The 16,389-nt window shown below is 68.5% G+C and carries 14 protein-coding genes; 8 read left to right on the forward strand and 6 right to left on the reverse strand.

Annotated features, from left to right (window positions below):
* Positions 1-10 precede the first annotated feature (10 nt).
* The 8 genes from A9X01_RS13820 to A9X01_RS13855 all read left to right on the forward strand — a co-directional run bounded on the left by A9X01_RS13820 (position 11) and on the right by A9X01_RS13855 (position 10,878).
* Positions 11-769, forward strand: coding sequence for an NUDIX hydrolase (locus A9X01_RS13820; RefSeq protein WP_065121323.1), 759 nt, complete (start codon positions 11-13; stop codon positions 767-769).
* A complete protein-coding gene (locus A9X01_RS13825; RefSeq protein WP_065121324.1) occupies positions 766-3,153 on the forward strand; it encodes a hypothetical protein in 2,388 nt (795 codons plus the stop codon). Before A9X01_RS13820 ends, A9X01_RS13825 begins: the two co-directional genes overlap by 4 nt.
* Positions 3,150-6,743 carry a murein biosynthesis integral membrane protein MurJ gene (gene murJ / locus A9X01_RS13830; protein ID WP_081282375.1) on the forward strand — a complete coding sequence of 1,198 codons (3,594 nt, stop codon included), beginning with the start codon at positions 3,150-3,152 and terminating at the stop codon, positions 6,741-6,743. The genes A9X01_RS13825 and murJ overlap by 4 nt, the downstream gene beginning before the upstream one ends.
* Before the next feature lie 51 nt (positions 6,744-6,794).
* Complete coding sequence (gene sigM, locus A9X01_RS13835) at positions 6,795-7,463, forward strand: RNA polymerase sigma factor SigM (RefSeq protein ID WP_081282377.1); 669 nt, start codon at positions 6,795-6,797, stop codon at positions 7,461-7,463.
* A complete protein-coding gene (locus A9X01_RS13840) occupies positions 7,384-8,052 on the forward strand; it encodes an RsmA family anti-sigma factor (protein WP_065121325.1) in 669 nt (222 codons plus the stop codon). Before sigM ends, A9X01_RS13840 begins: the two co-directional genes overlap by 80 nt.
* 106 nt (positions 8,053-8,158) lie before the next feature.
* On the forward strand, positions 8,159-9,154 hold the full coding sequence (trxB, locus tag A9X01_RS13845; RefSeq protein ID WP_065121326.1) for a thioredoxin-disulfide reductase: 996 nt from the start codon (positions 8,159-8,161) through the stop codon (positions 9,152-9,154).
* Positions 9,151-9,501, forward strand: a complete 351-nt coding sequence (gene trxA / locus A9X01_RS13850) for a thioredoxin (RefSeq protein WP_065034063.1) — start codon at positions 9,151-9,153, stop codon at positions 9,499-9,501. Before trxB ends, trxA begins: the two co-directional genes overlap by 4 nt.
* A 156-nt stretch (positions 9,502-9,657) precedes the next feature.
* Positions 9,658-10,878, forward strand: a complete 1,221-nt coding sequence (locus tag A9X01_RS13855) for an N-acetylmuramoyl-L-alanine amidase (RefSeq protein ID WP_065121327.1) — start codon at positions 9,658-9,660, stop codon at positions 10,876-10,878.
* Here A9X01_RS13855 and A9X01_RS13860 read toward each other — a convergent pair.
* The 6 genes from A9X01_RS13860 to yidC form a co-directional block, all read right to left on the reverse strand.
* Positions 10,875-11,630, reverse strand: a complete 756-nt coding sequence (locus A9X01_RS13860) for an acetyltransferase (protein ID WP_065121328.1) — start codon at positions 11,628-11,630, stop codon at positions 10,875-10,877. The two genes, A9X01_RS13855 and A9X01_RS13860, sit on opposite strands and share 4 nt — an antisense overlap.
* Before the next feature lie 297 nt (positions 11,631-11,927).
* Positions 11,928-12,911, reverse strand: a complete 984-nt coding sequence (locus tag A9X01_RS13865) for a ParB/RepB/Spo0J family partition protein (RefSeq protein ID WP_065121329.1) — start codon at positions 12,909-12,911, stop codon at positions 11,928-11,930.
* 3 nt (positions 12,912-12,914) lie between these two features.
* Positions 12,915-13,976: a ParA family protein gene (locus A9X01_RS13870; RefSeq protein ID WP_081282376.1), complete on the reverse strand. Its 1,062-nt coding sequence runs from the start codon at positions 13,974-13,976 to the stop codon at positions 12,915-12,917.
* A complete protein-coding gene (gene rsmG, locus A9X01_RS13875) occupies positions 13,973-14,677 on the reverse strand; it encodes a 16S rRNA (guanine(527)-N(7))-methyltransferase RsmG (RefSeq protein WP_065121331.1) in 705 nt (234 codons plus the stop codon). The genes A9X01_RS13870 and rsmG overlap by 4 nt, the downstream gene beginning before the upstream one ends.
* A gap of 91 nt (positions 14,678-14,768) precedes the next feature.
* The gene (locus A9X01_RS13880; protein ID WP_065121332.1) at positions 14,769-15,323 is read right to left on the reverse strand and encodes a Jag family protein; all 555 of its coding nucleotides are present in this window, start codon (positions 15,321-15,323) and stop codon (positions 14,769-14,771) included.
* 120 nt (positions 15,324-15,443) lie between these two features.
* The coding region (gene yidC / locus A9X01_RS13885; protein ID WP_065121336.1) for a membrane protein insertase YidC at positions 15,444-16,389 on the reverse strand (946 nt) is incomplete at its 5' end.

Raw genomic sequence — 16,389 nt, forward strand, 5'->3', positions numbered from 1 at the left:
TATCGCTTGGGTGTCGGACGGCGAACAGGCCAAACCACGCCGACGTCGCGGACGGCGTCGCGGTCGTGGTGGCGGTGCGCGCTCGCCCGAACGCTCGGCCGATAAGAATACGAACGGCCAACCGGCCGCCGACACCGCACCCACCCCCGCCACCGCCGCCCAGAGTCGCGCTCGGCAACGCCGCGGCACCGAGCGCATGCGTACCGTGCACGAGACCTCGGCCGGCGGCCTGGTGATCGACGGCATCGACGGCCCGCGCGAGTCACAGGTGGCCGCTCTGATCGGTCGCATCGACCGTCGTGGCAGGATGCTCTGGTCGCTGCCCAAGGGCCACATCGAAATGGGCGAAACCGCCGAGCAGACCGCCATTCGCGAAGTCGCCGAAGAGACCGGGATCCGGGGCAGCGTGCTGGCCGCGCTGGGACGCATCGACTACTGGTTCGTCACCGATGGCCGACGGGTGCACAAGACCGTGCACCACTATTTGATGCGGTTCTTGGGTGGGGAGTTGTGCGACGAGGACCTCGAGGTCGCCGAGGTGGCGTGGGTGCCGATCCGGGAGTTGCCGTCCCGGCTGGCCTACGCCGACGAACGCCGCCTGGCCGAAGTCGCCGACGAGCTGATCGACAAATTGCAAAACGACGGCGAAGCGGCGCTGCCCCCGCTGCCGCCGAGTTCCCCGCGGCGCCGACCGCAGACCCATTCCCGCACCCGTCACGCCAACGATCCCGAGCCGGGCAAGAAGAACGGTCACAGGCGAGGGCCGTGATCGCTTCCTGGAGAAGATTGGTGCGGTTCGCGGCAGTGATCGGCATCGTCGCCGGCTTCGCCGTGTTGCTCACCGCGCCCGCTACCACGCCGCGCGCCGGCGCCGGCGAGCCGACCGCCACCCCCTTCGTCCAGGTCCGGATAGACCAGGTGACCCCCGACGTCGTCACCACGACCAGCGATCCCGTCGTCACCGTCAGCGGCATGGTCATCAACATCGGCGACCGCCCGGTGCGCGACGTCATGGTCCGGCTCGAGCACGCATCGGCGATCACCGCTTCGGCCAGCCTGCGCACCTCGCTCGACGGCAGCACCGACCAGTACGAACCCGCCGCCGACTTCCTCACGGTGGCCCCCGAATTACAACGCGGACAACAGGCCGGGTTCATCCTGTCCGCGCCACTGCGCTCGCTGACCAAGCCCTCGCTGGCCATCGCTCAGCCCGGCATCTACCCGCTGCTGGTCAACGTCAACGGCACCCCCGACTACGGCGCACCCGCCCGCCTCGACAACGCGCGCTTCCTGCTTCCCGTGGTGGGCGTGCCGCCGGACAAGGGCGGCAACATCGAGTCTGCGGTGGCTCCGGAAACCAACAAGCCGGTGTGGATCACCATGCTGTGGCCGCTGGCCGACCGCCCCCGACTGGCCCCCGGCGTGCCCGGCGGCACCATCCCGGTCCGCCTCGTCGACGACGAACTAGCCAACTCGCTGGCCAATGGCGGCCGGCTGGACACGTTGCTGTCCGCCGCCGAGTTGGCCACCAGCCGCGACGTCGACCCCGACGGAGCTGTCGGCCGCGCGCTCTGCCTGGCGGTCGATCCGGACCTCATTGTCACGGTCAACGCGATGACCGCCGGGTATGTCGTGTCGAACTCACCCGAGGCCGCCGCCCAGTTGCCGGGCACCCCCACCCATCCGGGCACCGGTCAGGCCGCCGCGACCCTGTGGCTGAACCGGTTGCGCGCACTGGCCCACCGCACGTGCGTGGCGCCGCTGCCCTACGCCCAGGCCGACCTGGACGCCCTGCAGCGGGTCAACGATCCCGGCTTGAGCTCCACCGCGACCGTCAGCACCAGCGACATCGTCGACCGAATCCTGGACGTCGCGTCCGTGCGCGGCACCGCCCTACTGCCCGACGGTCCGCTGACCGATCGGGCCGTCACCCTGCTCAACGCCAACGACAGCACGGTCGCCGTCGCCGCCGCCGACTTCACCGCCCAAGACGGGACCCACGACAGCGCCAACATCGCGCCACGCCGCCTGTCCCCGCGGGTGGTCGCGGCGCCCTTCGACCCGGCCGTCGGCGCCGCCCTGGCCGGCGCGGGGACCAACCCGACCGTGCCGACGTATCTGGACCCCTCGCTGTCGATCCGGCTCACCCACGACTCGGGCACCGCGCGCCGCCAGGACGCCCTGGGCGCCATGCTGTGGCGCAGCCTCACCCCGGAGGCCGCGCCGCGTACCCAGATTCTGGTGCCGCCCGCGTCGTGGACCCTGCAGGGCGACGACGCGCAGTCCATCCTGACCACGCTGGCCACCAGCATCCGCTCCGGTCTGGCGGTGCCCCGACCGCTGCCCGCGCTGGTCGCCGACGCCGCGGCACGCACGGAACCCCCGGAACCGCCCGGTGCCTACCCATCGGCCCGGGGCCGGTTCGGCGACGACATCACCAACCAGGTCTCCGGACAGGTGGGCCGGCTGTGGAAGCTGACCTCGGCGCTGATGACCGACGAGCGCACCGGCCTGACCGGACCGCAGTACACGGCGCCGCTGCGCGAGGACATGCTGCGGGCGCTCAGCCAGTCGGTACCGCCGGACACCCGCAACGGCCTGGCGCAGCAGCGGCTGACGGTGGTCGGCACCACCATCGACGACTTCTTCGGCTCGGTCACGATCGTCAACCCGGGCGGCTCCTACACGCTGGCCACCGAGCACAGCCCGCTTCCGCTCGCTCTGCACAACGGTCTGGCCGTTCCGATCCGCGTCAGGCTGCAAGTGAACGCGCCGCCCGGCATGACGGTCACCGACATGGGCGAGATCGAGCTGCCGCCCGGCTACCTGCCGCTGCGGGTGCCGATCGAGGTCAACTTCACCCAGCGGGTCGCCATCGACGTCCGGCTGCGAACCCCCGACGGAACGACGCTCGGTGAACCGGTCCGGCTCTCGGTGCACTCCAACGCCTACGGGAAGGTCCTGTTCGCCATCACGCTCACCGCCGCGGCGGTCCTGGTCATGCTGGCGGGCCGTCGACTCTGGCACCGATTCCGCGGCCAGCCTGACCGCGCCGACCTGGATCGCCCCGACCCGCCGCCCGGCAACCGCCTCCGGCCCGTCGAGCAGCGCCAGGTGATCGATCATCGGGTTCACGAAGAGCATCGCGTATGACCGCCGCACCCCGGCGGGTGCAACCACCGCCGCAGGGTCGGCCGCAGAACCTGCCGAGCAGGCAGCCCGCACCCGCGCAGCGGCCCCGCCAAGAGGAACTGTCTGACGCCGCCCTGGTCTCGCGGTCGTGGGGCATGGCGTTCGCCACCCTGATCAGCCGGCTCACCGGGTTCGCCCGGATCGTGCTGCTGGCCGCCATTCTGGGCGCGGCGCTGTCCAGCTCGTTTTCGGTGGCCAACCAGCTGCCGAACCTGGTGGCGGCCCTGGTGCTGGAAGCCACGTTCACCGCAATCTTCGTCCCGGTGCTCGCCCGCGCCGAGCAGGACGACCCGGACGGCGGCGCCGCGTTTGTGCGCCGACTGGTCACGCTGGCCACCACCCTGCTGATCATCGCCACCGCGTTGTCGGTGCTGGCCGCACCGCTGCTGGTGCGGTTGATGCTGGGCCGCGACCCAGAAGTCAATGAACCGCTCACCACGGCGTTCGCCTACCTGCTGCTGCCGCAGGTGCTGGTCTACGGGCTGTCCTCGGTGTTCATGGCGATCCTGAACACCCGCAACGTGTTCGGGCCGCCCGCCTGGGCGCCCGTCGTCAACAACATCGTCGCGATCGCCACCCTGGGCGTGTATCTGGCGGTCCCCGGCGAACTCTCGGTGGACCCCGTCGAGATGGGCAACCCCAAACTGCTGGTGCTGGGCATCGGCACCACGCTGGGAGTGTTCGCGCAGACCGCGGTGCTGCTGCTGGCGATCCAGCGCCAGCACATCAGCCTGCGCCCACTGTGGGGACTCGACGACCGGCTCAAGCGCTTCGGCACGATGGCCGCCGCGATGGTGCTCTACGTGCTGATCAGCCAGCTCGGTCTGGTGGTCGGCAACCAGATCGCCAGCACCGCGGCCGCGTCCGGGCCGGCGATCTACAACTACACCTGGCTGGTGCTGATGCTGCCGTTCGGCATGATCGGCGTGACCGTCCTGACGGTGGTGATGCCGCGGCTGAGCCGCAACGCCGCCGCCGACGACATTCCGGCGGTCCTCGCCGACCTGTCGCTGGCGACCCGGCTCACGATGATCACCCTGATACCGGCGGTGGCGTTCATGACCGTCGGCGGACCCGCGATCGGCAGCGCGCTGTTCGCTTACGGCAAGTTCGGCCAGGTCGACGCCGGATACCTCGGCGCGGCGATCGCACTGTCGGCCTTCACGCTGATTCCCTACGCGCTGGTGCTGCTGCAACTGCGGGTGTTCTACGCCCGCGAGCAGCCGTGGACGCCGATCGTGATCATCATCGTGATCACCCTGGTGAAGATCGCCGGCTCGCTGGTCGCACCGCACGTCACGAACAACAAACAACTGGTGGCCGGCTATCTCGGGACGGCCAACGGCCTCGGCTTCCTGGCCGGCGCGATCGTCGGGCACATCCTGCTGCGGCGCAGCCTGCGGCCAAAGGGGGGCGGGCTGATCGGCCTCGGCGAAATCCGCACCATCCTGGTGACGATCTCGGCGTCGCTGCTCGCCGGCCTGGTCGCCCACGTCGCCGACCGGTTGCTCGGACTGGACCGCTGGACCACCCACGGCGGCATGGGTTCACTGCTGCGGCTGCTCGCGCTGGCGATCGTCATGGTGCCGATCCTGATTGCCGTGCTGCTCGCCGCGCGGGTGCCCGACGCACAAGCCGCGCTCGCCGCTGTCCAGCGCCGGCTGGGAGCGACCAACGCAAACGAGCGCGTCCAACGGGGCCCAGCCGCAACCACTGTCTCGTCCGGCCGCCATTCGGTCACGTACCCTGAGCAAAGAAATCCGTCCCTGCCGGGGGAATCAGTCAGCCAGGAACCGATCCGGCGCAAACCTCCGGTAACCAGGGCCGGGATAGCGAAAGGACTGGGGGTGACCGACCGCTCATCGGATAGTGCCTTGCCCCGCGCCTTTCCCGACTCGCCGAAGGGCGAGGAACCGCCGCGGCCACGCGCTGACGACTTCCAGCCCGACATCCCGGCCGAGCGGGGACCCGGACGCATCCGCGACCAGCGCAACGGCGGCGCACCCGACCCGCGCGGGCCGCTACCGTTCGACGCGCCCCGCGAACGCGCACCGGAACCGCCGCCCGACGACCACAACCTGGTGCCCGGTGCCCGCATCGCCAACGGCCGCTACCGGCTGCTGATCTCGCACGGTGGCACGCCGCCGCTGCACTTCTGGCAAGCGATGGACACCGCGTTGGACCGGCAGGTGGCGCTCGTCTTCGTGGACCCCGAGGGTTCGCTGCCCGACGACGTCCTGCAGGAAATCCTGTCTCGCACCCTGCGCCTGAGCCGGATCGACAAACCGGGCATCGCCCGGGTGCTGGATGTGGTGCACACCGGATCCGGGGGCTTGGTGGTCGCCGAGTGGATCCGTGGTGGCTCGCTACAGGAAGTCGCCGACACCTCGCCGTCGCCGGTGGGAGCCGTCCGGGCCATGCAGTCGCTGGCCGCGGCCGCCGACGCCGCGCACCGCGCCGGGGTGGCGTTGTCGATCGACCATCCCAGCCGGGTGCGGGTAAGCATCGACGGCGACGTGGTGCTGGCCTACCCGGCGACCATGCCGGACGCCAACCCCGAGGACGACATCCGCGGGATCGGCGCCTCGCTGTATGCCCTGTTGGTCAACCGGTGGCCGTTGCCCGAGTCGGGGGTGCGCAGCGGGTTGGCCCCCGCCGAGCGCGATGCACACGGCCAGCCGGTCGAACCCACCGCCGTCGACCGCGACATACCCTTCCAGATCTCCGCGGTTGCGGTCCGCTCCGTTCAGGAGGACGGCGGAATACGCAGTGCCTCAACGCTTTTGAACCTGTTGCAACAGGCCACCGCGGTCGCCGACCGCACCGAGGTGCTGGGGCCGATCGCCGAACCGCCCGCTCCCGCGGCTCCGCGGCGGGCCGCCGCCCGCGACGACGAGGTGTACTCCCGCCGGCGTCGCAACATTCTGATCGGCGTCGGCGCTGGGGCCGCGGTGCTCCTGGTCGCGCTGCTCGTGTTGGCCTCGGTGGTCAGCAAGATCTTCGGCGACGTCGGCAGCGGCATCAAGGGGGAGCAGCTCGGTCTGAACAACCCGACCTCGTCCGCTGCCTCGGAGTCGCCGGGCAGCCCCGCCCCGTCGGGCAGCACCGTCAAACCCACCAAGGCCACCGTCTTCTCCCCCGGAGGCGACGCGGACAATCCCGGTGAGGCGAGCAACGCCATCGACGGCAATCCCGGCTCCGTGTGGCATACCGACACCTACTCCGACTCCGTCCCGTTCCCCGGCTTCAAGAGCGGGGTCGGCTTGTTGCTGCAGTTGCCCAGCCCGACCACGGTGGGCACGGTCACGCTCAACATCTCCAGCACCGGGACCAAGGTCGAGATCCGCTCGTCCAGCACGGCGAACCCGTCGAAGCTGGAAGACACCACGGTGCTGACCCCGGCCACCGCGCTCAAGCCCGGCCCCAACACCATTCAGGTCAACGCGTCGTCGCCGACGTCGAACCTGCTGGTGTGGATCTCCACCCTGGGCACCACCGACGGCAAGAGCGAAGCCGACATCTCCGAGATCACGGTCCAGGCCGCCTCCTAGCCGCCGCCCGGGTGAAGTGCCGGGCTGGCACCGATTGGTTACTGTCCGCCGGTGAGGTTCTGGGGAACCACCAGCGCGCGCCAAGACAGCGACGCCGACCTACTGGCCGCCCATGTGGCAGGCGACCCGCACGCATTCGCCGAGCTGTTCCGGCGTCATCATCACCAGCTGTACCGGCTCACCAGGCTCGTCAGCATGTCCGGCGAGGACGCCGACGACGCGCTGCAGGAGGCGATGCTGTCGGCGCACCGCAACGCCGGCTCCTTCCGGTACGACGCTGCGGTCGGTACCTGGCTGCACCGCATCGCGCTCAACGCCTGCCTGGATCGGCTGCGCCGTGCCAAAGCCCGGCCGACGGTGCCACTGCAGGACATCTATCCGGTCGCCGACCGCACCGCGGAGGTGGAGACGGCGATCGCGGTGCACCGGGCGCTGCTGCGACTTCCCGTCGAGCAGCGAGCTGCGGTGGTCGCCGTCGACATGCACGGCTACTCGATCGCCGAGACCGCCGCACTGCTGGGCGTGCCGGAGGGAACGGTCAAGAGCCGCTGCGCGCGGGCCCGGGTCCGGCTCGCCCGGTTGCTGGGCTACCTGGATGCCGCCGCCACCGGAGTCACGAACATGGCGGACACTGGGGCCGATGCATTCCGCCGAGTCCGACGACAACGATCCGCCTCTGACGGTCGAGCTCCTAGCCGACCTGCAAACGGGTCTGCTTGACGACGACACCGCTGCTCGGGTGCGCAGACAGATCCGCACGGACCCGCAGGCCGCCGAGCAGCTACAGGCCCTGCAGCGGGTGCGCACCGATCTGGCCGCCGCCGGCGCAACGTCGTCCGAACAGCCCCGCGCCGCGCACGCCGCCCGCCCCCCGGTACGCCCGGCCCGCCTGATCGCCGGCATCGCCGGGGTGTGCGCGGTGGTGGCCGCGGTGGCCGTCGGAACCACCGCCCTGCTCCACGAGCCGCCGCCGACGGCCAGCACCCCGGCCACCGCCAACCACATCACCGTCTCGACCCCGGTGCCGGTGATACCGCTGTCGGATCAGGAGATCCGCGGACTACTGCACCGCGCGCCCGATTTCGGCGCGCTCACCAACGGGGCCCAGCGGGCGTCCTGCCTGGCTGGACTGGGTTATCCAGCGTCCGCGCAGGTGCTCGGCGCGCAACCGGTCGACGTCAATGCCCGCCCGGGGGTGGTGCTGGTGATGCCCGGAGACACACCCGACACGGTGATCGCGTACGCGGTGGCGCTGAACTGCAGCGCCGCCGACACCGGGATGCTGGCGAGCACCGCGATTCCCCGCTGAGGCACGGCTGAGTGTGGTGCGTCGCTGTCGGGAACAGCAGTGCCTACGCTGGCGTTCGTAGGATTGCAGATCAGGTTCAGTTTCCGGAAGGTTCCGAAAGGCCCGCATGACCGCTTTCTCCGCCCCAGACACCATCCACGATGTGATCATCATCGGATCCGGCCCGGCCGGATACACCGCCGCGCTCTACACCGCCCGCGCTCAGCTCAAGCCGCTGGTCTTCGAGGGCACCGCGTTCGGCGGCGCGCTGATGACCACGACGGAGGTGGAGAACTACCCGGGCTTCCGGGACGGGATCACCGGCCCGGAGTTGATGGACCAGATGCGCGAGCAGGCGCTGCGGTTCGGCGCCGACCTGCGCATGGAAGACGTCGAGTCGGTGTCGCTGGAGGGTCCGGTCAAGACCGTGGTGACCGCCGAAGGCGAGACTTTCCGCGCCCGCGCCGTCATCCTGGCGATGGGCGCCGCCGCCCGCTACCTCAACGTGCCCGGGGAGCAGGAACTGCTGGGCCGTGGGGTGAGCTCATGCGCCACCTGTGACGGCTTCTTCTTCCGCGATCAGGACATCGCGGTGATCGGCGGCGGGGACTCCGCGATGGAGGAAGCGACCTTCCTGACCCGCTTCGCTCGCAGTGTCACGCTGGTGCACCGCCGGGAGGAGTTCCGCGCCTCCAAGATCATGCTCCAGCGTGCGCAGGACAACGAGAAGATCCGGATCCTGACGAACAAGTCCGTGCTGGGAGTCGACGGCGACACCACCGTCACCGGCCTGCGCCTACGCGACAACGTCACCGGTGAAGAGACCACCCTGCCGGTGACCGGAGTGTTCGTCGCGATCGGTCACGAGCCGCGCTCGGCCCTGGTCCGCGACGCCGTCGACCTGGATCCGGACGGGTACGTACTGGTGCAGGGGCGCACCACCAGCACCTCCCTGGACGGGGTGTTCGCCGCCGGCGACCTGGTGGACCGCACCTACCGACAGGCCGTCACCGCGGCGGGCAGTGGCTGTGCCGCCGCCATCGACGCCGAACGGTGGCTCGCCGAACACGAGGCGGCCGGAGAGACCGGCAGCACCGACAATTTGATAGGAGCGCAGCGATGAGCGAATCGGACAAGTCCGCCACGATCGAGGTGTCCGACGCCTCCTTCGGCAGCGACGTGTTGTCCAGCAATAAGCCTGTGCTGGTTGACTTTTGGGCAACCTGGTGTGGACCGTGCAAGATGGTGGCCCCGGTGCTCGAGGAGATCGCCGCCGAACGCTCCGCCGACCTCACCGTCGCCAAACTGGATGTCGACGCCAACCCCGAGACGGCGCGCGACTTCCAGGTGGTGTCGATACCCACGCTGATCCTGTTCAAGGACGGTCAGCCGGTGAAACGCATCGTCGGTGCCAAAGGCAAGGCGGCCTTGCTGCGCGAACTCTCCGACGCGGTGCCCAACCTCGCCTGATTCGCTCCATCGCGCCCGCGCCGCGAGGCCATCTCGTTGCCGAAACGAGTCCCCGATTGGCCTGGGGTTTTCCGGATATTGACGAGGATCTGCGACAATACCGGTTAACTGCGCTGCATTTGCATGCGATGTCAATAGTCCCGGAGGGCCCTTGGTATGCCGAGTCCGCGCCGCGAAGACGGCGACGCGCTGCGCTGTGGCGACCGCGGTGCGGCTGTCACCGAGATCCGAGCGGCGCTGGCCGCGCTGGGAATGCTGGACAACCCCGACGAGGACCTGACCACCGGTCGGCACGTCGCGCTCGAAGTGTTCGATGAGGAACTCGACTACGCGGTGCGGGCCTTTCAGCAGCACCGCGGTCTGCTGGTGGACGGCATCGTCGGCGAGGCCACCTACCGTGCGCTGAAGGAGGCCTCCTACCGGCTCGGTGCCCGCACGTTGTATCACCAGTTCGGCGCCCCGCTCTACGGCGACGATGTCGCGACTTTGCAAGCACGCCTGCAGGATCTGGGCTTCTACACCGGTTTGGTCGACGGTCATTTCGGGCTGCAGACCCACAACGCGTTGATGTCCTACCAGCGCGAGTACGGGCTGTCGGCGGACGGTATCTGCGGGCCGGAAACGTTGCGGTCCTTGTACTTTCTCAGTTCGCGGGTCAGCGGCGGTTCACCGCACGCGATCCGCGAGGAAGAGCTGGTGCGCAGCTCCGGGCCGAAGCTGTCGGGCAAGCGGATCATCATCGATCCGGGCCGCGGCGGCAGCGACCACGGCCTGATCACCCAAGGCCCGGCCGGCCCGATCAGCGAGTCAGATATCTTGTGGGACTTGGCCAGTCGGCTCGAAGGCCGGATGACCGCGATCGGGATGGAGACCTTCCTCTCCCGGCCCACCAATCGCAGCCCCTCGGACGCCGAGCGCGCAGCCACCGCGAATTCCGTTGGCGCGGACTTGATGATCAGCCTGCGCTGCGAAACCCAGACCAGCCCTTCGGCCAACGGCGTGGCGTCATTCCACTTCGGCAACTCGCATGGCTCGGTGTCCACCATCGGACGCAACCTGGCCGACTTCATCCAGCGAGAAGTGGTGGCACGTACCGGATTACGTGACTGCCGCGTGCACGGCCGGACGTGGGATCTGTTGCGGCTCACCAGGATGCCGACCGTACAGGTCGACGTCGGCTACATCACCAATCCGCGCGACCGCGAGATGTTGGTGTCGCCGCAGACCCGCGATGCCATCGCCGAGGGCGTTCTCGCCGCAGTGAAGCGGCTCTACCTACTGGGCAAGAACGACCGGCCCACCGGCACTTTCACTTTCGCGGAATTGCTGGCCCATGAGCTCTCCGTGGAGCGGGCCAGCAGAATCAGCGGCACCTAGTCGCCGTTGGGCTGCACGGCATTACCGGTCGGCACTCCCCCAGCGCACGCCGCTCCCACCGGCTGTTGCAACTGAGCATTTTCCAGCAGGCGCTCCAACGCGGCCTCGACTTCGGCCTTCCAGCCCAGACCCTTGTCCAACTCGAGGCGCAGCCGCGGGAAGTAGGGGTGCGGTGCCACCACCACGAAACCCACGTCCAACAAGAAGTCGGCATCAATGATGCAGTGCTCGACCGAACAGTCCCCCAGCGCTTCGACCACCGGCTGGACATCGGCGTCCAGTGGCGGCTGTAACTCGGTGGCGGCCTGGGTCCGGCCGAAAGCTTCCAACGCTCGCACCCCGCGTCGCACCAGCTCGTCGATGACTCGGGCGATCAGGTTGTGCGGCAGGTCATCGTCGGCCAGCCCGCGCTCGATGCCCATCGACGTCAGCAGCACCGCGTCAGCGGAGACCGGCCCGGTGGGAAATCGGTGCGCCCTTGGCACCGCACGCGGCGGGGCGTAAAGGACATAGCCCAGGCAGGGTGGTTCGGCCTGGCTGCGCTCGTCCGGAATCGCGGTCGCGAACTGTCCGCAGGAGCCCCACTCCAGCATGACCATCGACAGCCATGCTTCCTTCTCGAACTCTGGGTCGGCGAGGTGGTCGTCCTTACCCAGTGTCGCGGGGTCGACCTCCCAGAAAACGCATCGGCGCGCATGCTTGGGGAGCTGCTCGAAGGCTTCGAGCCGCAGCGCTGTAATCCGAGCTGACACTAGTCTCCTGGCCTCCGTGCGGTACTCACGCGCATGGGATCCGCCCGGCTCTTCCGAGGCTGATACGCACCGGCAACCCTTCCAGGATAGGAGAGTCGGTCGCTTTTGGGCCAGTGTTCACCCGACCGCTGCCGACTGACTGGCCACATTGCGTCATCGCCGCCATCCGGAATTCGAATTTGGTTGCGGCACAGCATGTCTCCGTCATTTTTGGTGGTCCGGACGGGCCAGCGGCCACGTCGTCACCGGGCGGGTGTCACAGTGACGTAATTACAGGGTATGACCGGATGCGGGGCCTCAGACCTTTTTTGCGGTCATCAGGTCGATGATCCGCTGCAGATCGTCCACCGAACCGAACTCGACCACGATCTTGCCTTTGCGCTTGCCCAGCGCCACCGTCACCCGGGTATCGAAGGCGTTGGACAGCCGCTCGGCGACATCCTGCAGACCGGGCATCTGGATCGGCTTGCGCCGCGGGGGCGTCGGCGTCGCGCCGTCCCCACGATTGGCCAGGGTGACGGCCTCCTCGGTGGCCCGGACCGACAGGCCCTCGGCGACGATCCGGCTCGCGAGCTCTTCCTGGGCCTCCGGGCCCGCCTCCAGCGAGAGCAGCGCCCGGGCGTGGCCGGCGGACAACACGCCCGCGGCCACCCGTCGCTGCACCGGGATCGGCAGTTTCAGCAGCCTGATCATGTTGGTGATCAATGGACGCGAGCGGCCGATGCGCGCGGCCAGTTCGTCGTGGGTGACCCCAAACTCGTCAAGAAGTTGCTGATACGCCGCTGCTTCTTCCAACGGGTTCAGCTGCACGCGGTGGATGTTTTCCAGCAACGCGTCGCGCAACAGATTGTCGTCGTTGGTCTCGCGCACGATGGCCGGAATGGTGGCCAGGCCCGCTTCCTGCGCCGCCCGCCAGCGCCGCTCCCCCATCACGATCTGGTATCGCGCGCCACCCGGGGACGCCGGCACGGCGCGCACCACGATTGGCTGCAGCAGTCCAAACTCGCGGATCGAGTGCACCAATTCCGAGAGCGCCTCATCGTCGAACACCTGCCGCGGCTGCCGCGGGTTCGGCTCGATGTCCGAGGGTGCGATCTCCCGGTACACCGCACCCATGGCGGCGGCGTCGGGCAGCGGTCCGCCGATCACGACGTCAGCCGCGGCGGAACCCATCCGCGGTCCGAACGGAGACGCGCCGCTCTCCCCCTCGGCCGGCCCGGTCGGAATCAACGAGGCCAACCCCCGGCCGAGGCCGCCCTTCCTACGCGACGGATTCGTCATTCGTCATCCCCTCCCGGCTGGTGGTCGATCGCGCTGCGCGAGTTCACGGCTGGCATCCAGGTAGCTCATCGCCCCGCGCGAGCCGGGATCGTAATCAATGATCGTCATGCTGTAGCCCGGCGCCTCGGAAACCTTGACGCTGCGCGGGATCACGGTGCGTAACACCTTGTCCCCGAAGTACCGGCGCACCTCCTCGGCCACTTGGTCGGCGAGCTTGGTGCGGCCGTCGTACATGGTGAGGATGACGGTGGTCACGTCGAGTTGCGGGTTCAGATGCGACTTCACCATCTCGATGTTGCGCATCAGCTGGGACACCCCCTCCAGCGCGTAGTACTCGCACTGGATCGGGATCAGCACCTCGGGCGCCGCAACGAGCGCGTTGATGGTGAGCAGCCCAAGCGACGGCGGGCAGTCGATGAAGACGTAGTCGAAGTCGAAGCTGTCCAGTTCCGCCAACGCATTCCGCAGCCGGTTCTCGCGGGCCACCATGCTGACCAACTCGATCTCGGCCCCCGCCAGGTCGATCGTCGCCGGCACGCAGAACAGGCGTTCGCTGTGCGGGCTGCGGCGCATCGCCTCCTGTAGCGTCACCTCGCCGATGAGGACTTCGTACGACGACGGGGTGCCGGACTGACGGTCGGCGATGCCCAGCGCGGTGCTCGCGTTGCCCTGTGGATCGAGATCGATGACGAGCGTCTTGAGCCCCTGCACCGCAAGCGCGGCCGCGAGGTTTACGGCGGTGGTGGTCTTACCGACGCCACCTTTCTGGTTCGCGATTGTGAAGAGCCGGCGCTGGCGCGGTCGCCGCAGTGGTTCGTGTGTGGCGTGTAGTACGCGCACCGCTCGTTCGGCCGCGGCGCCGATGGGCGTATCGATCTCGATCGATGTTTCACGTGAAACATTCACGGTGGGATTCTGCGCCCCCGACGCCGTCGTTGCCACCCCATGTGATGATCTGGCCTCGGATGGGTGTTGCCGACTGGGCGACGGGGTGGCCGGCACGGAGGTCGCGGGCGTCGAGGTCGGTGCGAGAGCAGGCGTCGCAGCCCTGGCGGTGAATCTCATTCCGCTCCCCTGCCCGCCCGCTGCTTGTGCCGCGTAGCTCTTCCCCGACGGGCCACTACTCCGGTTGCGGGCTGCTCCAAATAGTTCGCGCCACATCTCACCACCCTTACATCGGTGGCACCCGAAGCCTCCATCACACGCCGGTGCTCCCGAACTTCATCCGGGGCGCGCTCCCCCTTGATTGCGATCATCTGCCCGTCGTGCTTCAGCAACGGCATACTCCACTTCGTCAGTTTGTCCAAGGCCGCCACCGCCCGGGAGACAACGGCATCGCTGCCACCCAGTCGGTCTCGAACCGCGCGCTCCTCCGCGCGGCCGCGGACCACTTCCACCGGCACGCCTAGCTTCTCCACAATCTCCGTCAGAAACTCGCTGCGGCGCAATAGCGGTTCCAAAAGCACGACCCGCAGATCGGGGCGTGCGAGGAACAATGGGATCCCGGGCAAGCCCGCCCCGCTGCCGATATCCACCACGCGGGCGCCATGCTCCAGCAGTTCGGCGAAGACCGCGGAGTTCAACAGATGCCGCTCCCAGAGGCGATCCGCCTCACGTGGACCGAGCAGTCCCCGCTCGACGCCGTCGGTAGCCAACAACTCGGCATAGCGCCGAGCGAGCTCAAAATTGGGTCCGAACATGGCCCCGGCCGAAGCTGGCGGCGCGGGCTCGGCGGCGCGGGAATCGCCATGTTTCACGTGAAACATCCCTTCGCTCTCCCGCGATGCCCGCAGAACTACAGCCCTGTAACTCCGGCGATCACGGTCGGGTCACAGTCCGGCCGCGCGGGGTCACGAGTCAGTCACGCAGGACGACTACCCGTCGCGCGGGCTCGGCGCCCTCGCTCTCGCTGTGCACTCCGGGCACCGCCGCCACAGCATCGTGCACGATCTTGCGCTCGAAGGGTGTCATCGGCGAAAGCGCCTCGCGCTCGCCCGTCTCTGCCACCCGCCGGGCCACCTTGTCGCCCAGCGCCGCCAGCTCCTCCCGGCGCCGGCGCCGCCAGCTGGCGATGTCGAGCATCAGCCGACTCCGCACACCGGTCTTCTGGTGCACGGCGAGCCGGGTGAGTTCCTGCAGCGCGTCAAGCACCTCGCCGCCACGACCCACCAGCTTGTTGAGATCGTCGCTGCCGTCGATGCTGACCACCGCCCGGTTGCCTTCGACGTCCAGGTCGATATCGCCGTCGAAGTCCAACAGGTCCAGCAGCTCTTCCAGATAGTCGCCGGCGATCTCACCCTCGGCGACCAACCGCTCCTCGAGGTCGTCGGCCGAGTCGGCCCGCTCGTCGGTCGTGAGATCCTCGTCGGTGGCGGCGTCCGAGTTCAGTTCGGTGGTGTCCGCGTCGGTCATGGTGTTCTCCCCTCTTCCACGGGTTGCTATTGGCGGCGCTGCGCCGCGTTTCTTGCCTGTCTCGTCGAGTCGGGGCGGTGCGGCCTGGTTGGCAAGCCCCGGCAAGTTCGGGTGCGCTGACTAACGTTTGCGCTTTTTCGGTCGTGCTCCCGGCCGCGGGGTACGCCCAGGGCCGCTGTTCCGGTTGCCCGGGCTCGGTTTGGGCGCCGGAGTGCCTTTCGCCGGTTTGTCGTCCGTCGCGCCGTCTTCGACGTCACTCGTTTCGGTGCCGCCCGTATCTCCTTCGGCAGCGGCTGCCGGTCCCGTCTTCGGTGTACGTTTCGGCTTGGCGCCCGGGGCGGGCGCGTTGGCCGCCCGGCGCTGCAACACTTCCTGCTTCTTGGCCTCGTCCTCTTTCTCGATCATTCCGAAGACGTAGTGCTGCTGGCCGAACGTCCAGATGTTGTTCGCAAACCAGTACAGGATGATCGCCAGCGGCAGGAAGGGTCCGCCTACCACCACCCCGAGCGGGAACACGTACAGCGCCAGCTTGTTCATCATCGCCGTCTGCGGATTGGCCGCGGCTTCCGGACTCTGCCGCGCAACCGACGCGCGGCTGTTGAAGTACGTCGCGACCCCGGCCAGAATCATCACCGGCACACCGACCGCGATCACCGCGGGACGGCTGAAATGTTCGAACGCATCCAGCCCGCCGCCCTGTGTCATCGACGCGCCGATGGGCGCGCCGAACAGGTTGGCCTTCAAGAAGTTCTGCACATCGGCCGGGGTGAATACGTAGTTGCCGATGAGCTTGTTCTGCGCCACCGACATCTGCTGCAAGCCGATGCCGCCGGTCGTCCTGTTGAACGAACGCAGCACGTGATACAGACCCAGGAACACCGGGATCTGCGCCAGCATCGGCAGGCAGCCCAGGATCGGATTGAACCCGTGCTCGCGCTGCAGAAGAAGTACGGCAAGGACCGTCAGCGCATGGCGCTCGAGATGCAGAAGCTGCAGCTCCTGCATCTGCCGGGTGGTACGGATCTGCCGCACGAACGGCTTGTACAGCAGTGCGCGCAAGCTGAAC

Source organism: Mycobacterium asiaticum (genome assembly GCF_001668675.1).
GTDB classification, from domain to species: domain Bacteria; phylum Actinomycetota; class Actinomycetes; order Mycobacteriales; family Mycobacteriaceae; genus Mycobacterium; species Mycobacterium asiaticum_D.